Raw genomic sequence first — 24,951 nt, 5'->3', positions numbered from 1 at the left:
TTAGATCCCCCCTACTCACTAAAGACAGATTTACCTGTTAGCACGTCCATCATTTTTGCCGTACGTGCTATTTCTTTTACATCATGCACGCGCATAATATGGCATCCCTTTTCAATTCCAAAACAAACCGTCGCCGCAGTTCCTTCAAGTCGCTCTCCAACTGGAAGACCAAGGACGTTCCCGATTAACGACTTTTTCGATGTGCCAAGTAAAATCGGGTAGCCCATATTCGAAATTCTCCGAAGTCCTTGCATAGCCAAAATGTTTTGTTTCGTGTCCTTTGCGAAGCCAATACCCGGATCCAGCCAAATGTTTTTGGTAATAACGCCTGCCTTTTCTGCGATTAAAACACTTTCTTCCAAATCCGCAAGCAGTTCTTCTATTAGCTGTCCTTCATATATAGCTTGATTACGATTATGCATTAGAATAATCGGCACGCCATAAGTTGCAGCTACATTTGCTATTTCTGGCTCACGCTTCGCTCCCCAGACATCATTAATAATACTAGCACCCGCTTTAACCGCAGCTTCTGCTACACCTGCTTTATATGTATCAATAGATACTGCACAACCGAGTTCTTTCGTTAATGCCTCTATTATAGGAACCGTGCGTTCGAGCTCTTCTTCAAGTGAAACCGGTGCATGCCCTGGTCGTGTTGATTCTCCACCAACATCAATAATTTTAGCTCCATCACGGATCATTTCTTCAGCATGACTTAATGCTGCATCAATTCGACCATATTTTCCGCCATCTGAAAACGAATCTGGGGTCACGTTTAAAATCCCCATAATCACCGTTTCTTTTCGAAAATCGATTTCCGTATCCCCGAAACGATAAACAGTTTGCGCATGATTCAACTCCATTAATGTCCACCTTCTTTCAACTGAACAATTGCCTGCTCATAAAGATTATACAATTTATTATAATAAACACCTGAAGCACCCGGTAAAATTACTTCCCCTATACTCGAAAGGGGGACAAGTTCTTGAATCGCATTCGTTACAAATATTTCATCCGCTTGCTCCACATCGGATTTAGTATAAAATCCTTCATTTACTATAATAGCTGCATCCTGCGCCAGGTCCATTAAAAACGATCTAGTCGTCCCTGGTAAAATTCCCGTTCCAATAGCAGGCGTGAATAGAACATTGTCTCTCACCCAAAACACATTGGAAGTAACGCCTTCAGCAACAAAACCTTCAGACGTTACAAATAATCCTTCTAAGTCTTTTAAAGAAGGTAGTTCTAGCCGACCACGTACATTATTCAAGAAGTTATGTGACTTATGACGAATACTACTTTCAGGACTATTGCGCGATGTTTCGAGCCAAACCCCTTTTTTCGATACTCCGCGGGCAGCTGGAAGCAAAGCTTTTCTGAACAAAATTACATTCGGCATTGAATAAGCGGAAGGTGCAAGCCCGATGTCATGCACACCACCAGAAACATTTAATCTGAAATAACCATCTTCACCGCCATTTGCATCATTAAGTTCTTTTACCACGCTCAATATCTCTGCTTCAGTATAAGGCATATAGATTTTATATTCTTCAAGTGCATTACCTAACCTTTCCATATGCGCTTGAAATAAAAACGTATTACCATCATACGTTCGAAACGTCTCAAAGAAACCAACGCCGTATAAAAAACCATGATCATACGGTGAAATCTTTATATCCTCAGCCTTTACATACTCGCCGTTTATCCAACACAACATGTTTTTCACCTTACTTCTTCAGCCATCACTTTCGCCTGCCATAATGCTTTCGCCTTACCAATGGACTCAATATATTCCTCAGAAGGAACTGAATCTGCAACCAATCCTGCACCAGCTTGAATATGGACCTTTTCATTTTGAATAAAAGCCGTGCGAATCACAACATTTAACTCAAAGTCACCATTGAAACCAAACCAGCCGATAGAACCCGTGTACAAACCTCTGCGAACTGGTTCAAGTTCTTCGATAATTTCCATTGTACGTAATTTCGGTGCCCCGGTAATTGTGCCCCCTGGGAACACACCTCTAACAATTGCTGCATTTGAAATGCCTTCAGCTGCCGTGCCGCGTACATTCGAAACAAGATGCATGACGTGTGAATACTTTTCGATGACTAAAAACTCATTTGTCTCTACTGTTCCGGATTCACAAATACGCTTAAAGTCTTCACGCTCTAAATCAACAAGCATAATATGTTCGCCAGTCTCTTTCTTATTCGACAACAAGTCAGCTTCATACGACGCATCTTCCTCTTGATTCGTTCCTCTCGGTCTTGTCCCTCCGATTGGGCGCGTACTTAGTTCCGTCCCTCTCTTTTTCAGGAGGAGTTCCGGTGAACCGGACACAACCGCAAATTCTTTTGCCCCAATTGCCCCCATATAAGGAGAAGGGTTGAATGAGCGAAGCGCTTCATACATCGTAAGCGGGTCTGCTGTTAATGATTTTGACTGTCTAACTGTAAGATTTACTTGAATCACTTCATCTTTGGCAATATAGTCCTGCACATCACGCACCATCTGCTCAAACTGTGGTCCAGTTACAGATACCTCTCGGTTATACGAGTTCTCGGGAATATCTACCGCTTCGCCCGGCTTAAATAATTGTTTTTCTAATCCCATTGATGCAGCTTCCATCCATTTTGAAGCTATGTCAGTTGGATTGAGACCACTATTTGAAAGTGTCATAAAGTATGCTGTTTCTGTTTTAAGATCTAAAATCGCCCATTCTTCGAATAAATAAAAGAACAAATCCGGCGTATCTAAATCATCTTCAGCAATTACAGGTAATGTCTCATAACGTCTGACGTAATCATAGCTAATAAAACCAGCTACGCCTCCCTGAAATTCAGGTAATTCCGGAATCGCTTCTACTTCGTAGGCACTCACAAAATCAGTAAGCAAGTCAAGTGGCTCACCATTTCTCACTTCTTCCTTACCATCACGCCATTTAATATGTAAATTATTATCTCCACCCGCACTTAAAACAGCCAATGGATTAATACCAGCTATGCACAATTCTCCACTACGTCCGCTTTCAAGCAGTAAATGTTCTTCGCAGTCCGTTGCTAGATATTTATATGCGTAAAAAAATTCTTCCTTAGTCATTGCTTGAGTAGAATAATTAAGTATTTGGCGCACCATTTTTAATTCCCCCTGATATAAATTACTCCTTCTATCTTAACGTAAAAAACCATTTTTATGCTACTAGGATACATAAATAAGAGAAAAAAAGAAGGAGCATAATAGGCCCCTTCTCTTTAATACTTATTAATCATCAAAATGGTAAAGAGGTGTGCTTAAGTAGCGTTCTCCATTTGACGGTAAAATTGCGACAACTGTTTTCCCTTTGCCAAGCTTTTTGGCCACTTGAAGTGCTGCATGAATCGCCGCTCCTGATGAAACACCACCAAGAATACCTTCTTCACGCGCTGTACGTCTTGCAGTTTCATAAGAATCTTCATTTGATACGAGTATAATTTCGTCATATATTTCAGTGTCTAGCACTTTTGGAATAAATCCTGCACCAATTCCTTGGATTTTATGTGGTCCAGGCTTTCCACCAGATAAAACAGGAGAGTCTGTTGGCTCAACTGCAATAATCTTCACATCTGGAAAACGTTCTTTTAATACACTACCTACACCTGTAATCGTTCCACCTGTTCCAATACCAGAAACAAAAGCATCTACTCTATCGAGCGCATCTGCAATTTCTGGACCTGTCGTCAAGCGATGAATTTCCGGGTTTGCTTCATTGTTAAACTGTTGTGGCATGAACCAACCATTTTCTTCTGAAAGTTCTTCAGCTTTTCCAATAGCACCCTTCATACCTTCAGCACCTGGTGTAAGGACAAGATCTGCTCCGTACGCACGAAGTAAATTACGTCGCTCGGAACTCATTGTATCTGGCATAACAAGTACTGCTTTGTAACCTTTAGCCGCAGCAATCATTGCAAGACCAATCCCAGTATTACCACTAGTTGGTTCAACGATCGTGCCGCCCTCTTTTAACTCTCCAGATTTTTCAGCCGCCTCAATCATAGCAAGCGCTATACGATCCTTAACACTTGAGCCCGGGTTAAAGTATTCTAATTTTAAATAAACATCTGCATCTTCTGCACCTGTTAATCTATTTAGTTTAACAAGTGGTGTTTTTCCAACTAAATCCGCTACCGAATTCCCGACAATTGTCATATATAACATCCCCTAATCCCTACTATTTTGGTGTGCTTTAATATTTTTATCATACTACTAATTTATGGTTATTGTCAATGTGTAACTACAGATTTATCAATCATCTATACCTCATTCAAAATTGTTCAACGCTAAATATACAAAAATCGTCTTGCAATACCGATATTCATCAGCTGTAAGACGATTTCCATGATTTATTCTCCGTAAAACCACTTAGCATTAAACTCTTTCCAAAACGCTTCAGGACTTACCGATTCTGGCAACTGTTCCATCGCCAACTCACGCCTAATGTGATCTTTTACTTCTTTAAATTTAAATGATTGACCTTGAATAACATTACTTACACGTAAAATTGCATACGTTCCATCATTTAATGCAATAATTTCACTTGTTGATTCTTCCTTCGTTTTCGCGGCAGTTTCAACAATTTTTCTATCAATATTTTCATTCGCATCATTAATATAGCCAATATCTCCGCCCAGATTTGCCGAAGCTGCATCTATTGATCGTTCCTTAGCTAGAACGCTAAAGTTTGAGCCACCAGATAACTCACTCAACGTTTGTTTTGCATCTTCTTTTGAGGCCAGGTATATAATTGCTGTGCGATAAGCCGTTTTAATGTTGTAAAGTGAAGCATATTTATCGTAATTGTCTTTAATAGCCTTATCTTTTATAACAATATCTTTTGTTAACACCTTTTCCAGTATTAACATAGATCGAATCTTTTGCCGCTCTCCCCCTGTATCTAATCCAGAAAATGCTTGATTATCGACGGAGTGAATAAGGGCCAGTTCTAGATCAATCTCCTTCTCAGAAACATTGATTCCGTAATCCTTTGCCGCTGTATCCATGACTTTATCATTAACTAAAGCAAGCAATGTTTCACGACCGACTTCTTTTTCCATAGCAGTCATCCAAACTTCTCGTGTTATCGGTACGCCTTTAACCGATGCGACTTCTTCACCCGTCTTCCAAGATTTGTCCGGAATGATCCATGCGATGAACCAAAAAACATTACAAACTAAAAGAACAGCAATTAATAAAAGTAACGGTTTTGTCTTTAGTTTGCGCGTTTCATTTCCGGCCACTATTTCCTCACGACTGCGACCGTATTTCATTTAGAAAACCTTTCAATTCTTCTTCCGGAAACACATAAGCCTCTAAACAAAAATGGCAGCTCGCTTCGGCTTGTCCATCTTCTTCGATTATATCAACTATTTCTTTTTCGCCTAGTCCGATAATCGCATTACCGAAGCGTTCTCTTGAGCAATTACATTCAAACTTAACGTCCATTCGATCAAGAACATGAACATTTTCAGCACCAAGCACTGTATCTAAAATTTCTTCGGGTGTTAGTCCCTTATCTATCATTGTTGATATAGGTTCCATTTTAGATATATAACTTTCCAATAACGATATGGTTTCATCCGTCGCCCCAGGCATTACTTGAATAATAAAACCGCCAGCAGCTTTCACTGTATTGTCTGGATTTACGAGTACACCCAGCGCTACTGCCGAAGGAACTTGTTCAGAGTCTACAAAGTATTGCGTAAAGTCTTCCGCTATTTCCCCGGAAACTATTGGTGTTTGACCTGTGAAAAAGTCACGTAGCCCCAGATCCTTAACTACAGTTAACATACCTTCTGTTCCAACCGCACGCTTAACATCGAGCTTACCGGCTTCACTTAACTCAAAATGTGTTTGCGGGTTTATAGCATATCCACGAACTTCCCCATGGGCATTTGCATCAATAATCATTGCACCTAGTGGGCCATTCCCCTGAACTTTCACAGTAATCTTATCTTCGCCTTTAAGCATCGCACCCATCATCACTGATGCAGTCATCGCTCTACCTAGTGCGGCGGTCGCAGTTGGCCACATTCCATGCCGGCTCTGTGCTTCGCTGATTGTATCTGTTGAACGAACAGCATACGCACGAACCGTCCCTTCAAATGCAATTGCTTTTACTAAATAATCATTCATTCATTTCTACTCCTTCAATATAAATGTTGAAATTAATCTCACAAAATACACTCAAACAATGTAGTTCATTTATATATTACGTTCATAAATCAAATGTAGTCCTTTTAAAGTTAAATAATTATCAACTACATCAATTACTTCCGTTTCACTAGCAATTAAATCCGCCAGCCCGCCTGTTGCAATGACAGTCGGTTTCTCTTTACTCTCTGCTTTCATCCGGTTAACAATGCCTTCAACTTGCCCAACATAACCATATACAATTCCAGCCTGCATGGCCGATACTGTATTTTTGCCAACCACACTTTCTGGTCTAGCCAATTCAATACGTGGCAATTTAGATGCGCGGTCAAAAAGTGCCTCCATTGATATACCTACACCTGGCGCAATCGCCCCACCCATATAGCCACCATCACTATTGACATAGCAATACGTTGTTGCAGTTCCAAAATCCACAATAATAAGTGGACTACCATACTCTTCGATTGCAGCTACAGCATTAACAATCCTATCTGCACCCACTTCACGCGGATTATCATATTTAATATTTAGTCCTGTTTTAATTCCTGGGCCAACTATTAGTGGTTTTCTATTAAAATATTTCTGACACATCTGCTCCAATGGGAACATCACGGGCGGTACGACAGAAGAAATAATAATGCCATTCACATCTTCAAACTTCAAACCAACATGAGTAAAAAGAGATTTAACTTGCATCGCATACTCATCTTCCGTTTTTTGTCGATATGTTTCCATTCTCCAATGATGTTTTAATTCTCCGTCTTCATACACACCAAGAACAATATTTGTATTCCCTGTATCCATCACTAATAGCATAGTAAATCCCTCATTCACTTATAGATTTTCCAACATATCATACCACATTTAAGAAAATAAAAAAGAGCTGACTGCTTCAAATAGAAACAGTCAGCTCTCACTTTTAATCTTTACGTTCTTCTTGAAATCCATCTATTGGCGGCTTTGGTTCAGATTCCTTTGGCAAATCACCAATTGATGGATCTGATGGTGCACCAACTGAATCAGAAAAATCACTGTTTTTTTCATCTTTAACAACTTCTGTAACCAAAACATCTGGTTTATTATCATATCCACGCTCTGGCAATGTACCATGATCTTTCAAATGGTTAATTTGCTCAGCATCTAGCGTTTCTACTTCTAGAAGGGTTGTGGCAATTAAAGTTAGAAGCTCTTTTTGCTCCGTAAGAATCTTAGTCGTGCGCGCATACTGTTCCTTAACAATTCTTTGCATTTCAGAATCAATCTCATATGCAATCGTTTCAGAATAATTTTGCTCATTACTAAAATCTCTACCAAGGAAAACTTGCCCACCTTGTGCCGGTCCAAATTGAATCGGTCCAAGCTTTTCACTCATTCCGTATTCTGTAACCATTGCACGAGCAATTCCAGTAGCACGTTGGAAGTCATTATGTGCACCAGTAGATACTTCGCCCAGAATGATTTCTTCTGCAACACGTCCTCCAAGTAGGCCGGAAATCTTATCCAGAAGTTCCGGTTTTGTCATGAAGTAACGATCCTCTTTAGGAAGCATAACCGCATAACCGCCAGCCTGACCACGAGGAACAATCGTTACTTTGTGAACTATTTCAGCATCATCTAAAGTTAAGCCAACTACAACGTGACCCGCTTCATGGAACGCAACAATATTACGTTCTTTAGTTGAAATAACACGACTCGTTTTCGCAGGACCAGCAATAACTCGGTCTGTAGCTTCGTCTATATCAGACATGTCAATTTTCTTTTTATTACGCCTCGCTGCAACAAGCGCTGATTCGTTTAGCAAGTTTTCAAGATCAGCACCTGAAAATCCTGGTGTACGTTGTGCCAATGCTTTTAAATTAACCGTATCATCGAAAGGCTTGTTACGAGAATGTACTTTAAGAACTGCTTCTCTTCCTTTAACATCTGGACGACCTACCGTAATTTGACGGTCAAATCGACCTGGACGAAGAAGTGCTGGATCCAAAATGTCTGCTCTGTTTGTAGCTGCAATGATAATAATTCCTTCATTTACACCAAAGCCGTCCATTTCAACAAGTAATTGGTTAAGTGTTTGTTCACGTTCATCGTGTCCACCGCCAAGACCCGCACCACGTTGACGACCCACCGCATCAATCTCATCAATAAAGATAATACAAGGTGAATTCTTTTTTGCATTTTCAAATAGGTCACGAACTCGTGATGCACCGACTCCTACAAACATTTCTACGAAGTCTGAACCCGAGATAGAGAAGAACGGAACGCCCGCTTCACCTGCAACAGCACGTGCAAGCAACGTTTTACCTGTACCCGGAGGTCCTACAAGCAAGATACCTTGTGGAATTCGAGCACCAACTTCAATAAACTTACGTGCGTCTTTCAAGAAGTCAACAACCTCAACAAGCTCTGCCTTCTCCTCATCTGCACCAGCAACATCATCAAAACTTACTTTAGCTTTATCATCAGTGTGTAGCTTCGCTTTACTCTTACCAAAATTCATTACTCGGCCACCGCCTCCGCCGCCTTGCGATTGGTTCAGCAAGAAGAAGAAGAGAATAATGATAATAATGAAAGGTACGAGCCCTGTGAAAAACGCAACAAGTGGACTAGTTTTAGGTGCTGGTTCGTACTTAATGACTGTTTTTTTCGTTAATGCAACTTCGTCAATTAAATTAAGCAAACTCTCATTGCTCTGTGGAATGTTCGTAATGAAGGTCTCGCCTTCCTTATAACCTTCCATTTCACCATTTACTTCATAAACAAGTCGATCTGGTTGGAGTGTTGCACTAGTTACTTTTCCACTTTCCAACGCAGTTCTGAACTCGTCATAGGTAATAGGCTTTATCTTCGGATCAGTATTGTTCAGTGAACCAAAAATTCCCATTATCGCAAGGAATATTAGTCCGTATAATAGAAAGTATCGAAGTATACGATTCATCCCAAAGCCTCCTCATATCTTTAAACAGAAAACTATTGTAAATCTTATCATAAGTTAGTTTGAACTCCAACGAAAATGCTTTACTTCATAATTAGTAGATTGAAGTTTTACTTTCCCCGTAAAAAGCTTCCAACTTCCCTAGCCAATTAGGGTTTGTCGGAGGTTTCAAAAAGAGTAAATTTCTTTTTTCAATACTCCGATATATGATAGGTTTCTGTATTTTTCCATATAATCTAACCCGTATCCAACGACAAATGCATCTGGTACTTCGAAACAAATATGATCCGCTTCTAAATTCACTTTTCGACCACTCGGCTTATCGAGGAGTGTAACAATCTTAATTGAATTCGCTTTTCTATACTTCATTAAATCAACGAGATAGCTAAGTGTTTTACCGCTATCGATAATATCTTCAATTATTAATACATCGCGACCCTCAACACTTGTATTCAAGTCCTTCACGATTTTTACTTCTCCTGACGAAACGGTCGCATTGCCATAACTTGATATATCCATAAAATCAAGTTCAATATGAGTGTCAATTCGTTTTATAAGATCACTCATAAAAGGTAAAGCACCTTTTAATACACCTATAGCGAGTGGAAACTTATCTTTATACTCTTCGGTAAGCAAAGCACCGAGTTCAACAACTTTTTCCTGAATTTCTTCTTCAGTAATTAGCACTTCTTGAATGTCTTTGGCAAGCATTATATTTCCTCCTTTTCCAAACGAATCACTTAACACTTTTCGAATACAAATATGTATTTGCTAGCGTCTGTTTTTCTTTTAGTAAACGAAACTCCATACCGCAATCCAGGCACAGCACAAACTTCGTCCTGTGCCGTTACTATAATTGGTAATCGATCACGTTCGATTTTACTAACTTTTTCATCAATAAACAATCTTGATAATCGTTTTGCATGGTTCATGCCCGGCAACAGCATGCGATCGCCGTCTTTCCTTCTTCTAATCGAAAGGGGGAGCGACACATCCGGTAAATCAAAGTACATAATATCTTCCTTATTCGTAAATACACTGATATCTACTTCGTCTACTTTAGCCCAAAAAAGCAGTGAATGATCCTCCCAATCTATTTTCAAACCCCTTGGCATATCCTTTTGAGTGCTGACAGTTAGATTTTTATGTACTTTCATAAATTTCAGGTCATCATACTCCCGGATAAATCGATAGCCTTGTGGTAAGTCGATTGAAGTGCTTCCATCTGTTGAATGAAGCTGTTGAAACAGCAAATCAACAAGACTGATTTTATAATAAATAGGTACATCTTCCTCATCATAAAGATAACCTAATAATAGTGTAATCATTCGTCTTTGTAAAGCAGTTGGCATGCGACTAAGTCTTACACGATTTACGGATGGAAGTCTCTCATCTGTAAATTCAACAATCTCTTCTAATTGCTCTTTTGCTAACGACTTGAGGAAATTTTCATCTTCCTGGATATTGATTGTCACGGTGACTACTCTTTCTGCCGCACTTCGGTTTTCTGCAATAATTAAAGGCGTAATATGTCGACGAAATCTATTGCGCATATAGTCATCACTGTTATTACTGGGGTCTTCACGAAACACTAATTCATTTTGTGCAACGTATGAATAAAGGGCATCCTTTATTAGCGGTAAAAATGGTCGAATAATAACGCCACCCTTAACATTTCGCTTAATCGGTATACCAGATGGCGTAACACCTTTTGTCACTTGCATTAAAACAGTTTCAAGCTGATCTTCCGCATGGTGCGCTGTCACTAAGACATCATATTTATGTTCGCTCATTACTTTAGCGAAAAAATCATACCTGCCATTACGACAAACAGTTTGTACGTTCCCACCTCCACTTTTAATAATCTCAGGTACAGGAACACTACCGCCGAAAAAAGCAATACCTAACGACTTACATAAATCTTTAACAAGTAATCCATCTGCTGCTGATTCAGGCCCTCTCAACATATGGTCGACATGAACAGCAGCAACTTCCACACTAAGCACTTTACGATTTACCGCAAGAAAATGCAGCAACGCTACAGAATCCACGCCTCCTGAACAAGCAACAAGTATGCGATTTCCAGTCGATAGTAAATCTTGGTCTTGTATAAAAGCCATAACTTTCTTACCAAGTCTATCCACTACCACACCCTCTTCCTTTTATTAATTTGAAAGCATCTACCGAGCTGTAAGTTGCGAATACGGTGTGAAACTTGACCATTCAGTTAATACATGATCAATTTTCATAACTAGAATAGTACAATCATCTTCCACAGCCTGAAATTTTCGTTCCATCTCACCCATTATACGGTCTGCAATATATTCACAGTCATAATGACCATATTTTCTAATTGTATTGTACAGCGTCTTTTCCTGAATTTCTAGGGATATATCGCCCTGGAACATGCCATCTGTCATCATGACTAACACGTCACCTGACTTCAATTCTTCGTGTTTTGCTTCAATAGAAAATGAGGGAAGAAAACCAACCGGTACAGACTTACTATCAAGTCTCATAAAATCATTCCCACGTTTAATATACGTACTCATTGATCCTGCCTTCCAAGACCAAAGACGACCATCTTGCAAATCGACTAGCGCAAGATCAAGTGTCGCATACATATCATCAAGCCCATTTAAAGACATCATGTAATGAAGCGTATGCATCGCTGTTTCAGGATCCATTTTACGGTCTAGACACTCTCTCATCAAGCGAATTACTTTCCGACTTTCATGATAAGCATTTAAATCCTGACCCATACCATCCGATAAAAGTACTGCAGTTAATCCATCGTGAATCGAGAATACTTCATATGCATCCCCTGCATGGAACGCGTCAGTTCCTGAAGTAGCAACAATCCCATAATCGAAAGTAAAACGAACCGCTGAACCAAGTGTAACCCTTAAATGAGGAAAAGGATCATCTTTAACTGAGGAATCAATTACTTTAAATGGCTCATCATATAAATCCTCTAGAATTGGCAAGATAAATCTTTCTGCTAGCGTTGTATCTGTTTCAAAATCAGACTTTTTCTCAGGTATACAACAAACAACTCTTCTCGCACCGCGTTCTTCCGATAAAACATCAACCTGAAAGTACTCTATTCCTTGTTCTGATAGACGCTTAGCTAATTCCTCCTCTGCGGGTCTAAATACCGCTATGTCCTCTTTAATATCTTTCATAACTTTATCTAAATGTGTGCTCATATCCCTTAATTGTAATGCTAACATTTTTCTACCATGTTGGAGTTGTCCATTCAAAAGCTTCGCGGCAGCCTGTTCTTCAAGCTCTTCAACAAGTCCGTTAAAACGGATACACTTATACTTGATTTTTACTTCAACCCGATGCCGAGAAGCTTTTTTTGTCATAGAATACGTGGCATCCCATTCGTTGATTAAACGATCCATATCCTCGTCTGAGCTTTCCCAACATTTTTCGAAACGAAAACACGATTGACAAATTAAGGGTGTAACTTTCAACTCATTATCCGCCGGTCCTCCCCGGTCTCCTGAGCGTCCGCCTACAAGTGTTGACATAAACTCCGCAAACTGCTGGAAATCATTAAGCTGCTCATCTAACCTTTCCGCAAGCCACTTCTGGCGTTTATCTGTCTCTTCTACTTTTTCCGGATAGAAAATACGCTGCAACGGCTCTACTTTTTTTGAGGGGATTACTAAAAACAAGAAAGTTGCTACGCCAATTGTTGTAAAATGCGTAATGTCGAGTGGTAACGTTAAATCATACATAAGAAAAAATACTGAAACTGCGCTAGCGCCTACAGCAATACCCAATTTTCCGAAACGCCTAAGCGCGCCTGCAAAAAAACCAGTCATACCATAAACCGCCATCATTCCCGTGAATGACAATTCAGCAACTCCAATAACAACCGCAATAATCATTGCAATCATAGTAGAAAACGGAAGACCTCCAGCTGAAGCTGCAATAAGAATGGCAAGATGTATTAGAACCCCTGATAGAGAGACGTGCCCAATCATAATGCCTTGCATGCCTGTCATCGCCATAGCTCCAATAATACATGCAGCTCCAAGTCTTTCTGGCGTCCATTCTCCAAAGTAAATGCGATCTGCCGGTGGAAATGCAATGAATAAAAAGAACGTCATAAATAATGCCAAAATTACTTCGAAGCCAATAAACAATTGAACATCAATTGGTAATTGACCGACATGCATTAGAAGTTGCCATATAACTTGGACGACTAATATACAGCCCGCAACTGTAAACTGGACTAACTTTTGAGCAAATCCATATCGAATAATAGTATTAAAAAGCGCAAGTTCCAGTAAATGAATGACGGCTTGTCCAACACCGAGGAACATACTACCGGCTAATCCGCCAATAAATACCCATAACAAATACTTTCTAAAACGGGCTCGCGCTAAAGCCCAGACCGGTAAAAAGAAGGGTACTGCTGCATCAAATAATACTGCCTGCGATAAAAGAAAAGAGCCAACAAGAAATAAAATCGTCATAATAATATCAATCTTCTTCTTCCCAATCATCTCAAAAAACACACTTACTTGTTGAACAATTGGTCTTTCCATATTCTCAGTTATCTTCATTTTTCATCCCCCTATGTCAACGTATGTTTGAGTATACATAGAAAGGGGAAAAGAATTTGTCTGTTCATGGCAACTAGATAATTAAATCTTTCGACTATTTCCGAACTCTTTTTCTGTTAACTTTAAAATATGCCATAGTACATTTACGTTATTTTTAGAAGGCGGCAATTTCTAATAACGATAGTATGAAGTTTAAACTATTTATATCTCGGTCTCAGACCATAATATATATAAAAGGGGTTGACACTTCGTTGACTCCAATGTAATATACATATTGTCCATTGTATAGGCGGTGTAGCTCAGCTGGCTAGAGCGTCCGGTTCATACCCGTAAGGTCGGGGGTTCGACTCCCTCCGCCGCCATATTTGAAATATCACGGGCTAAATAGTCCTAGCAGTCTCCATTTTAAAGGGAGACTGCTTTTTTTGTTGTTTTTTATCGTAATTGAGTCAATTTCATAATAGGAAAAAAAGTGACAGACATGAAAAGAACTCATGTCTGTCACTTCGGGATTTTATACATTTCCTTTAAATTGAAACAGCTAGCAAGTTACCCTCTTTTCGAGCCCCGGCCACCGCGTTTTGATTCTGTAGCTCTTTTTAGAGTGGTAAGCCGCTCTTCACTATCTTTTATAAATCGTGCCATTTTTTGCTCGAAATTTTCCGGACGTGCTGCAGGACTTGGTCTTCCACCTGGACGACCTCCGCCGCCACCTGGACGACCTCCGCCACCAGTACCACTAGTACGAGGGCGTTGCTGAGCTGGACGTTCTGGACGTTCAGATTCAGGTTTAGCTCTTCGAATCGACAGTCCAATTTTACCGTCAGATCCTACATTCATTACTTTTACTTCAACCGTGTCGCCGACTTTAAAATGATCGTTAATATCTTTAACATAACTATCCGCGACTTCACTAATATGGACCAATCCCGTTGAACCGTTCGGCAGCTCAACGAATGCTCCGAAGTTTGTAATTCCTGTGACCTTACCCTCTAACTTGCTATCTACTTCAATTGACATAAAAAAAATGCTCCTCCTTAAGATTTAAGCGGGCTCCACATGGGAAGCCTTCCAACCATATTCACGAGTCCTGATAAAATACAAGATTCCTATCATCATTATAACGGACAAAAAAAAGAGTGTCAATAAGACTACTCTTTTGAATCAGCTTTCTTTTCGTCCTTATCTACAGTTTTTGGAAGCGAAAAGATAATTTCATTCTTATCTGATAGAAAATATTCCTGCCTTGCTAGTTTTGCGATATACTCATCATCGCTCAACTTTGCAATTTGTATCGTCAGCGCTTGCTGTTCATTTTCAATTTCTTCAAGTTGAACAAGTAACGCCTTCTTTTCTTGCTCTTTCTTTGCTAAAATTTGATTTTGGTTAACAAAAGTATGCGTGAGTATGCTTAGAATAATTACCGCAGCAATTGCAAACACAGTTAGTCTGCGACGCAAACCAATCTTTTGCACTTTCCTTCGATGTTCTTTTTCTTTAAGCGTACGGACATAATCTGTTTGGATTGTTGAGACGGTTGCTGTAGGCTTACCCTTTTTTCTTAGTCCCATGCCCTTGCACTCCCTTTCAATATAGCTCCCTTAACATACATTCCTTAATGATATATCATTTCAGTTTGCTTTTAAAGGGATTTCTATAAAGCTTACGGAATGTTAAGACAAAAGGTCTACATAATAAGGCAATTATTCTTACCAAAAGCAGTGCAACTGTCCGAATAACAGTTACTAACATCCGGGCTATGAACCATAAAGGTTTTATAAGAAGTATTAAAACTACTCTTCCAATGACTCGTAAAGGTTTATGAAGATAACTGGCGTAGAGCAGAATCCCACTAAGTTGGGCAAAAGGATCATACACACGCCAAGCACCATCTCGGAAAATGAATAAAATATAGAATGTCCAAAAACCTGCTACAACCCAACCGGAAATTTCCAAAAAGGCTGCATATTTTCTAACTAAAGACTTTTTTCCGGCATTTCCAATTCCAGTTCCAATCATATCAATAAAAGCTGCCGATACAACGCCTGTTCCAACCATGGCTAGAAGGCTAAGAAACTGTACGGATAGGCTCATCCAAATAATTTATGGAGGAAGTTACGCGAACCTGATTCTTCTTCATCGTATTCAAGTGTGCCGACTGTGCCCTCTAGCGTGAGAAGTCCTTTGTCAACATCCAGATGTACAATGCGTAATTCCTCTCCGCGTATTTGGAGTAGTCCTTGTGAAGTTCGAATTATAAATTCTTCCTGGTCAAAGCGATCAATCGATTTTACAGATGTCAAATCCATCCGCTTACGATTGCGCATAGTTACGACATGATCACCCGACGGGATTGCGTATGTTGAGCTGTCTGTTTGAATTTGCATGTGCCTCCTCCTCCTGTGCTTGTACGTTCACTGCCATCTTATGCATACAATAAAAAAACATGACAAAGTTTCCCTTGTCATGTTATCTAAATATGTTGACTAAAATCTCAATTATAAAGAAAGTCGTTGAAACGGCTACCTTCCAGACTAAAGGTTACACGTCATTCTTTTAACAAAAATAGTTTATTTAATTACCTCTTCAGTCAACAAAGTATACATTGATTCAGCCTCTTCTTTTTTCGTTGTATTTTTCAACATTTCAACTTTGACCGTTACAACCTTTTGACCAAATCGAATGGCAATTTCATCACCTTCTTGAACCACTGAGGAAGCCTTCGCCACTTTCCCGTTAATTTCCACCCTACCTTGGTCAGACACTTGTTTAGCTAATGTTCTTCGCACTATAATACGTGAAACTTTCAAAAACTTATCTACTCTCATTGATTATCTCCCTCTCTTTTTTTAGCTTCTTGCCAAAACAACTCCAGCTCATCCAATGTATAATCACTAAATTGACCCTTTTGTTCTTTCACACACGTTTCAACAAATGTAAATCTCGCTTTAAACTTTCCATTAGCATGAACCATAGCTTCCTCTGGTGATAATTTCAAAAACCTGGCAATATTCACAACAGTAAAGAGAACATCACCAAGTTCATCTAGCTGACGTTCGGCGTTACCGCTTGTTACTTCATGTTGGAATTCCAACCATTCTTCTTTAAACTTATCAAGAGCACCTTGCAAATCAGGCCAATCAAACCCGACTTTCGCCGCCTCTTTTTGATAATTAAACGCAGTTAAAAGTGAAGATGAATAACGGCTTTGTTCATCTAAAGTTGATTTCCTAGTCGTTTTCTCACTTTGCTTAATTTCTTGCCAATTACGTAAAACTTCATCTGCGTTTTCTACTTTATCACTACCGAAAACATGCGGATGACGTCGAATCATCTTTTTACTAACCGCTTCTAATACATCTTCTAAAGTAAAGTAGTCCTGATCTTGCCCGATTTGTGCATGAAGAAATACTTGCAATAGGACATCGCCCAGTTCTTCAATCATTCCTTCATCATCTTCATTGTTAATGGCTTCAAGTAGTTCATGTGCTTCTTCAACTAAGTAAGATTTCAATGTTTCATGTGTTTGTTCACGGTCCCACGGACATCCATCAGGTCCACGAAGTATTGAAATGATTTCTCTAAAGGTTGACCACTCTTTCAAACGATGCTCTCGTTCTAGTACAGGCGGCACATACACAGTCGTTAAATTGTCGATTTCTGTTACGCGGTCCAATTCAAAAAGTGGCACGGTACGCAGTTTTTCATTCATAGAACCGGCTGCTGTGACAATTGTGACTGGATGATCATATGCATACTTCTCCATCAAAGAAAGCTTCACTTCTGAAGCAACAAACGCATCGTATACTTGCCCAATCAATACATGTTGCGTCATATGCACATCATCCCGAGATATGTCAGTCCCATCGAGTAACTGGAAACCCTCAATCGGATCGATTCGTAGCGCTGCAAACATCGGATCAAGAAAACTATTACCACCTGCTATTTCAAGTTTAATAACACCCGCAAGCTCTTTATCAATTAACAACTGTACCGTCTTTTCAGCAACGAGTGGATGCCCTGGTACAACGTATGTAACAGGTTTTTCTACACACTTTACTAATAGTTGACTTACAATTTCTTCATATACGTGTTCAAATGAATCATTTTTTTCATAAATCGAATCAAAACTTTCAACAACGATTCCTTCTGACCTTAATTCCATAATTGCTGGGTGCTGGTCAGTTCGCGCTATTATGTAACTTGCTTCTTTTAATTTACGATATACACCGAGTGATAGCTGATTTAAATCACCTGCACCAAGCCCAATAATTGTTAATGGATACACTACGTTCACCTTCTTTTATTAGAATTAATTAAGAATAACTGTATTGTCGCAAGGCGCTTCCCAAACGGCAAGAGATACCATTCCTTTTCAGACATAATACGCGATTTCATTATAATAAGGAGAAAAACACTGGCACCAAGTATCACAGAAGTTAATGCTATAAGCGTTGCACTAATTCTTGGTGATAACAGTTCGAACAAGAAACCGTCAGATAGGAGTAACCACGGTAAAGTAATCGTGATCATAAATATAGTCGCGACCGTAATCCATCCGTAAAACCGGCTTGGCGCAAGTCGAATTGGAAATACCTTTTTAAAATAAATTACGAGTCCTATCGTAATAACCGCGAAACCAATATTACCTGCGACTGCCGCCCCAGTGACGTCTAATAACGGTACAAGGAAACGATTCGCAAGTATTTTCACGGCAAGTCCAACGAGTAATAATAACGTTGGTACTTTCACTTTTCCCGCACCTTGAAGAATTGCTGTTAATGGTAAAGTTAATGATAACCAAAAAATTTGGAACGAAAAAATAATTAACGCAATTGATCCGTCTCGTGTTTCAAACAACATCTCGTTAACATAAGGCAAAACAAGCGCAAGTCCGACTGCTGCAGCCCATCCAAACAAGAACGCAGTACGAAATGTTAGACGGATAAAGGGCAACGCACCCTTTCCACTGTTTTTCTTCATATGATGGGCAATTAAAGGAGCAATGGCTAAAGCCAAAGTAGAAGCGATTAATATCCCCATTTGCACAAGTGGCTGTCCACGATCGTAAACACCCTTCATATTCATCGCTACATCTTGCGAAAAACCATTCGTTAGAAGCATATTATAGACAGTAAATGAATCAACAAGTTGGAACATTAAAAGAATGAGGGAACTAGCGCTGACACTAAGACTTACAACCGTCAAGTCTTTCACAACACGCCAAGTATCTACCTTTTCCATCGGACCTTTGAATGTATCTCGAAAATAAAACGCTAAAATTAGGACACCGGTAACTTCTCCAATTACTGCACCCCACATCGCAATTTCACCCGCCGCGTAAAGTGAAGCACCAGAACGCAGTGCCAACCAAGTCCCTACTAATATCACCACAACACGAAAAGCCTGCTCACCAACACCAGACACAGCTACTGGAATCATCTGTCCTGTCGATTGAAATGAACCTTTCATTACAGCAAGCGCTGGCATCGCGAGAACGATATACGCTCCTGCTCTAAGTAGAGAAACAAGTTCTGGATTACCCATTGAACGCGCAAAAAATGGTGCAAATACCATCAGAACAAGAAAAAAGATTGTTGATAAAATCACTAAATATGTAAACGCAACACGCATCATCGACTTTGATTCACCGGGATTTCGACTTCCGGCGAGCAACTTTGACACAGCTACTGCAAAGCCATAAGAGGTCCATACAATGAAAATACCGATGAAAGGATACACTTGTTGATATATATAAAACCCTTTATCACCAACCATATTTTGATACGGTACCCGATAAATCGCACCCAAGATTTTAACAACAATTGCAGAGATTGTTAAAATAGACGCACCTTTCATAAACGTTTTCATATTCCATTCCGTTGATGACATGGTCAAGCCTCTTTCATTATTTATTGAACTCAGTATACCATTACTTGAAAATGGATTCGGGTTTTATAAACTTTACAAAGTTTCCAGCAAAGTAAGCAACATGACAAGAAAGCTTTACACCGTCATCGGCTAACCTTGCAACATTAATTACATTCCCATGAAAAAACAAAAAGCTCCCGTGTATCGGTTTGAAATCCGATACACGGGAGCTTTTGTTTAGTGCTCCATTTGCTTAGCTAAAAAATGGGCCGCCGTTTCAGCTGCCTTTTGTTCAGTTTCGCCAATAAAATGTACTTTCGATAACAAGTAAACTGCACCTATTATGTCACCATCCGCAATAATCGGTGCAATACAATATGACTTTACTTGCTCTACTTGACCAGGCACCCATTCAACTGCTTTTTCCAGCTTCTCCGTGACTATTTTTCGATCCGACATAATCGCTTCAATATCCGGCGACAACTGGCGATTCAAATAATCTTTTTTCGATAATCCAGATACTGCAATCATTTCATCTCGGTCACTAATTAACGCAGGTGTTCCTAACGTTTCGTATAGCGTCTCGGCATACTCATTCGCGAATTGACCAAGTTCTGATATCGGCGAATACTTCTTCAAAATCACTTCCCCGTCTCGATCCGTAAAAATTTCAAGTGGATCTCCCTCACGAATACGAAGTGTACGTCTGATTTCTTTTGGGATAACCACCCTTCCCAAATCATCTATTCTGCGTACGATACCTGTTGCTTTCATAAATGATGCCTCACTTTCCACAAAATTAAAAGCTTCCTACTTTGCTATCTTAGTATGCCTCAAGTTTGGGGAAAATATGCATTGCTTCCTCTAGGTGGTGCTAGATGAACTTTTTTCCTTGATAGAAGATGGAATTAGTTCCATTACTACTTCAAGTACATCAAATATTGTTTTATTACCTATATGTTGTTCATTGATCGTTAAAACAAGTTGATCGCCTTCCATGGAAAAACCTATTGCGCGTCCTAACTCCATCGTATCCGTCATTAGTTTTGCGCCATCCATTTTAGCAGTTCCATCCAATGTTAATCGTATTTCAATTTTTTTCTGCTGTTTTTTAATAGATTCAACACCAGCGATACGGCACCATACTTTTATTCGTGAAACACGCAGAAGATTATCAGCTTCCAGTGGTAGGTCTCCAAAACGATCAATCATTTCATCAACTAGTTCCGAATAATCTTCTATACTATCAACTGCTTTTACGCGCTTATACATTTGAATCTTTTGGAATCCGTCACGAATATAATCATCTGGTAAGTAGGCATTAATAGGTATTGAAATCTCGATTTCCGGTATTTCAGATTTTACAACGCCTGTTTGTTTCTCTTCAATTGCCTCTTGTAACATTTGTGAGTATAAATCAAATCCAACTGAATCGATAAATCCATGCTGCTGTGAACCAAGGAGATTTCCAGCACCGCGAATAGATAAATCTCGCATCGCAATTTTAAAACCAGAACCAAGTTCAGTGAACTCTTTAATTGCTTGCAAACGGTTTTCAGCAACTTCAGTCAAAATTTTATCACGCTGATAAAGGAAATAACCGTAAGCAACTCGGTTAGAACGCCCAACTCTTCCGCGCAGTTGATACAGTTGGGATAAACCCATTCGATCCGCATCTTGAACAATAAGTGTATTAACATTCGGTATATCAATACCTGTCTCAATAATTGTTGTCGTTACGATGACATCATATTCGCCTTCTAAGAAACCAAGTATGGTCGATTCAAGCGTTGTCTCATTCATCTGTCCATTAGCAAAACCGACTCGTGCATCCGGAACAAGTTGTTTAATTTCATCAACCTTTTGCGCCATATCTTCTACTCGATTATATAAATAAAATACTTGGCCGCCACGTGCCATTTCTCTTTCAATTGCTTCCCTAATCAATGCCGTATTATGCTCCATTACATATGTTTGCACCGGGAATCGATTAGCGGGCGGTGTTTCAATAATAGATAAATCACGTACACCGAGCATTGACATGTGAAGTGTCCTCGGAATAGGTGTTGCTGTCAACGTTAAAACGTCCACATTCGTCTTTAACTGTTTAAGTCGTTCTTTATGCGTTACACCGAAGCGTTGCTCTTCATCAACGACAAGGAGTCCTAAATCACGGTAAATGACATCTTTTGAAAGTAGACGATGTGTCCCAACAACAATATCAACAGTACCTGCTTTAAGTCCTTTTAATGTTTCAGTATGTTGTTTTTTTGTTCGGAAACGATTCATTAACGAAACTTCCACCGGGAAGCCAGAAAAGCGTTCCTTCATCGTTTCATAATGTTGTTGCGCAAGAATCGTAGTTGGCACAAGGAATGCAACTTGCTTCCCATCCAATACCGCCTTAAATGCAGCACGTATTGCAACTTCCGTTTTACCATATCCTACATCCCCGCAAAGTAACCGATCCATTGGACGTTCCTTTTCCATATCTATTTTAACTTCTGAAATTGAACGCAACTGATCAACTGTCTCCGTATACGGAAATGAATTTTCAAACACAGTTTGCATATCATCATCAGGTGAAAAAGCATACCCTTTTTGAGATTCCCGTTCTGCATATAATTTAATTAAATCATCTGCTATATCTTGAACTGCAGCTGTGACTTTGCTTTTGGTCTTTTTCCATGCAGCTCCGCCAAGTTTGTGCAAAGCGGGTTCACGTTCACCTGATGCAATATATTTTTGAATAAGATCTATTTTATCTATAGGTACATATACTTTGTCTTCCGCACGGAAATGAATTTCCAGATAATCTTTTGCTATGTCGCCTGTTTTCATATTTTTTATGCCGATATACTTACCAATTCCGTGATGAGCATGAACGACATAATCACCTGGTTTTATTTCTGAATAACTTTTAATTCTTTCAGCATTGGACATTTTTTTAGGGCGTGATTTTGCTTTCATCTTACCCTTAAATAGTTCGGCATCAGTAATTACCGCAATTCGTTGAAACGGTAGTTCAAATCCCGCGGATAACTCACCATTAATAATAAAGACTCCACCTGCTTGCGTAGGTGTCCCATCTATTACCGACTCCATATCATAGTCTCGAAGAATGGACTGTACCTTTAGCATACGTTCTTTTCCATCCGCGACTAGAAACACATTGTATTGACCTTCATGCCAACGTTTCATTTCGTCTTTCACAAAATTCATTTGACCTTGAAATTGCTGCATCGGTTTGCAGGATACTGTCATAGTACTTTTTACAACTATTCTCGGAATAGCTCTTACAAATAACGACAGGTACAATATGTTCTGATTAATCATTTTGTACAATTCGTCAAATGTGTAAGACAGCTTTGCCCCATGAACAATCTGACCATCTTCAAGAAGAGACATGAACCAATCCTGTTCTTCTTTTTCAAGTGATTCTAAAACATCTATACTTCTACCAACTTCATCAAAGAGAACTAAACCATCACCCGGGAAATAATTGATGAGTGATGTTGGTGGTGTATCGGCTAGTGATACATACTTCAAGATGTTTCCAGGAACTACTCCTGTCTTCATAAGTTCAATATCTTCTGTAATCGTCAACATCAATCGTTCTTTAGTCTCGATACTTTTAATTCTTTTTAAACTTTTACCAAGCTCGTTTTCAAGTCTAGTCGCAATTGACTTAACTTCTTCATCAGACCAAACAAATTCTGAGGCAGGAAGAATTGAAATCGATTCTAGCTTGCCTGTTGAACGCTGATCCTCTGCCGAAAAAGTTCTAATAGAATCGATTTCTGTATCAAATAACTCAATACGTACAGGTTCTTCTAAGTGTATCGGGTACAGGTCTAGAATTCCGCCACGAAGTGAAAATTCACCAGGTGCAGTCACCATTGGTTGTCGTATATAACTCATTCTAACAAAGCTCTGAAGCCAATTATCAATATCTATTGTGTCCCCGACTTTTGCCAAAAGACTATTATTCAACCACTGTTTTTTATTTGGTAAGAATTTTCTAATGCCTGCGATTGGAGTAATGTAAATCCCTTCTCCAATAGACGCCATATGGTCAATGGTTTCAATACGCTGCGCTCGAAGCTCATAACTAGAAATTGTAAAGTCGGCAGCAATAAGTTCCTCAGCTGGATACAAATGAACTAATGATTCACCGAGCATTTTCACAAGATCTTCGTATGTACGCTGCGCTTGCAATAAATTTGGAGATATAATTAAAATTGGTTTTTTTATTGCTTGCTGAATACCTTTAAAAAATAACGGCTTAGCACCACCTGATAATCCCGCTATTAGTTGACGATCCTTTCCGGCCTCTAACTCTTTTACAAGTTTACCAACGTCCATGTCCTGCAAATAATAATCAATGAGTGCTTCCACTATTACACACCCTTCTCTCACTTAATGTTCTTTCTTTAACCCCACAAAGAAAACAGAAAAAGCTTTGGGCGTCTTTTCAGCGCCAAAGCGTATAATTATTGAAGCCATTTTTTAAATGTGTAATAATCCGGAAAATTTTGTAATGCCTGTTCACAATGTTCGCATATGCAACGCACGGTTACAGCACCATCTTTTCCGAGGGCTAGGAATTGTTCATCTTTTCCCTCTTTGTCTAATTCTTGTAATAGGCCTAACGTTTCTTTCGCTGATTCGAATGGTAGTGAACCTACCTCAATCTCACAATGCCTACATTGATAACGAACTGCCATTTTGCCACCTACCCCTTTTCCTCAAAGTATAGGCGGCATTCATACTTATTATTCCTAATTAAGTATTATAATTATTCATTACTTCAAGAAAGGGCTTTTTCAACCATTCTTCACAGGCATCTGTACTTTTTTTAATCATCTCTTCAATTAATGGTAATTCTTCCTTACTAAAAGAGGATAATACATAATCAGAAATTTTCATGCCATTTGACGGTCTTCCAACCCCTACTCGAATTCGGTTAAAATTATCCGTTCCCAAATGCGCTATTAGTGACTTCATTCCGTTATGACCGCCAGCACTTCCTTTTTGACGTAGTCGGATTTGACCGGGATTAAAATCAAGATCGTCATAAATAACAAGAATTTGATCTATATCGATTTCAAAATAATCTATAAGGGGACGAATACATTCACCAGATAAATTCATATAAGTAAGTGGCTTTACAAGAATAACTTTTCCTTCAGGCCTATGAATAACAGTGTACATACCGTTAAACTTTGACTGCATCTGAGGTGCATCTAAACTTTTAGATAGTTCATCAATAATTTGAAAGCCGATATTATGACGTGTTGTTTCGTATTGCTTACCTGGATTACCAAGCCCTATTATTACTTTCATCAATAATCTCTTCCTTTTAAAAAAGATTTA

General features: G+C 39.3%; 22 protein-coding genes and 1 tRNA gene. 1 reads left to right on the top strand and 22 read right to left on the bottom strand.

Annotated features, from left to right (window positions below):
* Positions 1–11: 11 nt before the first annotated feature.
* From folP to AC3RV6_RS00380, 11 genes are all read right to left on the bottom strand, one after another.
* Positions 12–863, bottom strand: a complete 852-nt coding sequence (folP, locus tag AC3RV6_RS00430; protein WP_489747536.1) for a dihydropteroate synthase — start codon at positions 861–863, stop codon at positions 12–14.
* On the bottom strand, positions 863–1,717 hold the full coding sequence (gene pabC, locus AC3RV6_RS00425; RefSeq protein ID WP_489747535.1) for an aminodeoxychorismate lyase: 855 nt from the start codon (positions 1,715–1,717) through the stop codon (positions 863–865). The genes folP and pabC overlap by 1 nt, the downstream gene beginning before the upstream one ends.
* Positions 1,718–1,722: 5 nt before the next feature.
* Entirely contained in the window at positions 1,723–3,138 is a 1,416-nt protein-coding gene (locus AC3RV6_RS00420) for an anthranilate synthase component I family protein (protein ID WP_489747534.1), read from the bottom strand.
* Between the two features lie 126 nt (positions 3,139–3,264).
* Entirely contained in the window at positions 3,265–4,188 is a 924-nt protein-coding gene (gene cysK / locus AC3RV6_RS00415; RefSeq protein WP_489747533.1) for a cysteine synthase A, read from the bottom strand.
* 194 nt (positions 4,189–4,382) lie between these two features.
* Positions 4,383–5,306 carry a peptidyl-prolyl cis-trans isomerase gene (locus AC3RV6_RS00410; protein ID WP_489747532.1) on the bottom strand — a complete coding sequence of 308 codons (924 nt, stop codon included), beginning with the start codon at positions 5,304–5,306 and terminating at the stop codon, positions 4,383–4,385.
* Positions 5,284–6,171: an Hsp33 family molecular chaperone HslO gene (gene hslO / locus AC3RV6_RS00405; protein WP_489747531.1), complete on the bottom strand. Its 888-nt coding sequence runs from the start codon at positions 6,169–6,171 to the stop codon at positions 5,284–5,286. The genes AC3RV6_RS00410 and hslO overlap by 23 nt, the downstream gene beginning before the upstream one ends.
* 69 nt (positions 6,172–6,240) lie before the next feature.
* Entirely contained in the window at positions 6,241–7,005 is a 765-nt protein-coding gene (locus AC3RV6_RS00400) for a type III pantothenate kinase (protein ID WP_489747530.1), read from the bottom strand.
* 103 nt (positions 7,006–7,108) lie between these two features.
* Positions 7,109–9,124 (bottom strand): ATP-dependent zinc metalloprotease FtsH, encoded by a 2,016-nt coding sequence (ftsH, locus tag AC3RV6_RS00395; protein WP_489747529.1) that lies wholly within the window; start codon positions 9,122–9,124, stop codon positions 7,109–7,111.
* Between the two features lie 165 nt (positions 9,125–9,289).
* Positions 9,290–9,832, bottom strand: coding sequence for a hypoxanthine phosphoribosyltransferase (gene hpt / locus AC3RV6_RS00390; protein ID WP_489747528.1), 543 nt, complete (start codon positions 9,830–9,832; stop codon positions 9,290–9,292).
* A 29-nt stretch (positions 9,833–9,861) separates the two neighbouring features.
* Positions 9,862–11,265 (bottom strand): tRNA lysidine(34) synthetase TilS, encoded by a 1,404-nt coding sequence (gene tilS, locus AC3RV6_RS00385; RefSeq protein ID WP_489747527.1) that lies wholly within the window; start codon positions 11,263–11,265, stop codon positions 9,862–9,864.
* A 36-nt stretch (positions 11,266–11,301) separates the two neighbouring features.
* Positions 11,302–13,704 carry a SpoIIE family protein phosphatase gene (locus tag AC3RV6_RS00380; RefSeq protein WP_489747526.1) on the bottom strand — a complete coding sequence of 801 codons (2,403 nt, stop codon included), beginning with the start codon at positions 13,702–13,704 and terminating at the stop codon, positions 11,302–11,304.
* A gap of 288 nt (positions 13,705–13,992) precedes the next feature.
* Between AC3RV6_RS00380 and AC3RV6_RS00375 the strand changes: the two genes are divergently transcribed.
* Positions 13,993–14,066 (top strand) — tRNA-Met (locus AC3RV6_RS00375).
* Between the two features lie 187 nt (positions 14,067–14,253).
* On the opposite strand, the gene AC3RV6_RS00370 is transcribed toward AC3RV6_RS00375, so the two are convergent.
* The 11 genes from AC3RV6_RS00370 to pth all read right to left on the bottom strand — a co-directional run bounded on the left by AC3RV6_RS00370 (position 14,254) and on the right by pth (position 24,921).
* Complete coding sequence (locus AC3RV6_RS00370) at positions 14,254–14,724, bottom strand: S1 domain-containing RNA-binding protein (RefSeq protein ID WP_489747525.1); 471 nt, start codon at positions 14,722–14,724, stop codon at positions 14,254–14,256.
* A 131-nt stretch (positions 14,725–14,855) separates the two neighbouring features.
* Positions 14,856–15,275 carry an FtsB family cell division protein gene (locus AC3RV6_RS00365; protein WP_489747524.1) on the bottom strand — a complete coding sequence of 140 codons (420 nt, stop codon included), beginning with the start codon at positions 15,273–15,275 and terminating at the stop codon, positions 14,856–14,858.
* Between the two features lie 55 nt (positions 15,276–15,330).
* Complete coding sequence (gene yabQ / locus AC3RV6_RS00360) at positions 15,331–15,798, bottom strand: spore cortex biosynthesis protein YabQ (RefSeq protein ID WP_489747523.1); 468 nt, start codon at positions 15,796–15,798, stop codon at positions 15,331–15,333.
* Positions 15,795–16,091 carry a sporulation protein YabP gene (yabP, locus tag AC3RV6_RS00355; protein WP_489747522.1) on the bottom strand — a complete coding sequence of 99 codons (297 nt, stop codon included), beginning with the start codon at positions 16,089–16,091 and terminating at the stop codon, positions 15,795–15,797. Before yabP ends, yabQ begins: the two co-directional genes overlap by 4 nt.
* A gap of 183 nt (positions 16,092–16,274) precedes the next feature.
* Positions 16,275–16,532: an RNA-binding S4 domain-containing protein gene (locus tag AC3RV6_RS00350; RefSeq protein WP_489747521.1), complete on the bottom strand. Its 258-nt coding sequence runs from the start codon at positions 16,530–16,532 to the stop codon at positions 16,275–16,277.
* The gene (yabN, locus tag AC3RV6_RS00345; RefSeq protein ID WP_489747520.1) at positions 16,529–18,001 is read right to left on the bottom strand and encodes a bifunctional methyltransferase/pyrophosphohydrolase YabN; all 1,473 of its coding nucleotides are present in this window, start codon (positions 17,999–18,001) and stop codon (positions 16,529–16,531) included. Before yabN ends, AC3RV6_RS00350 begins: the two co-directional genes overlap by 4 nt.
* Positions 17,998–19,596: a putative polysaccharide biosynthesis protein gene (locus tag AC3RV6_RS00340; protein ID WP_489747519.1), complete on the bottom strand. Its 1,599-nt coding sequence runs from the start codon at positions 19,594–19,596 to the stop codon at positions 17,998–18,000. Before AC3RV6_RS00340 ends, yabN begins: the two co-directional genes overlap by 4 nt.
* A gap of 216 nt (positions 19,597–19,812) precedes the next feature.
* Positions 19,813–20,349, bottom strand: coding sequence for a stage V sporulation protein T (gene spoVT / locus AC3RV6_RS00335; protein ID WP_489747518.1), 537 nt, complete (start codon positions 20,347–20,349; stop codon positions 19,813–19,815).
* A gap of 90 nt (positions 20,350–20,439) precedes the next feature.
* Positions 20,440–23,973, bottom strand: a complete 3,534-nt coding sequence (gene mfd / locus AC3RV6_RS00330) for a transcription-repair coupling factor (RefSeq protein WP_489747517.1) — start codon at positions 23,971–23,973, stop codon at positions 20,440–20,442.
* 95 nt (positions 23,974–24,068) lie between these two features.
* Complete coding sequence (locus AC3RV6_RS00325; protein WP_489747516.1) at positions 24,069–24,302, bottom strand: anti-sigma-F factor Fin; 234 nt, start codon at positions 24,300–24,302, stop codon at positions 24,069–24,071.
* Between the two features lie 58 nt (positions 24,303–24,360).
* Positions 24,361–24,921 carry an aminoacyl-tRNA hydrolase gene (pth, locus tag AC3RV6_RS00320; RefSeq protein WP_489749141.1) on the bottom strand — a complete coding sequence of 187 codons (561 nt, stop codon included), beginning with the start codon at positions 24,919–24,921 and terminating at the stop codon, positions 24,361–24,363.
* Positions 24,922–24,951: the final 30 nt, after the last annotated feature.

It is taken from the genome of Sporosarcina sp. So3-204 (assembly GCF_058068165.1).
The sequence above is the reverse complement of the archived record's forward strand: the minus strand, read 5'-3'. Positions and strand labels throughout refer to the sequence as shown.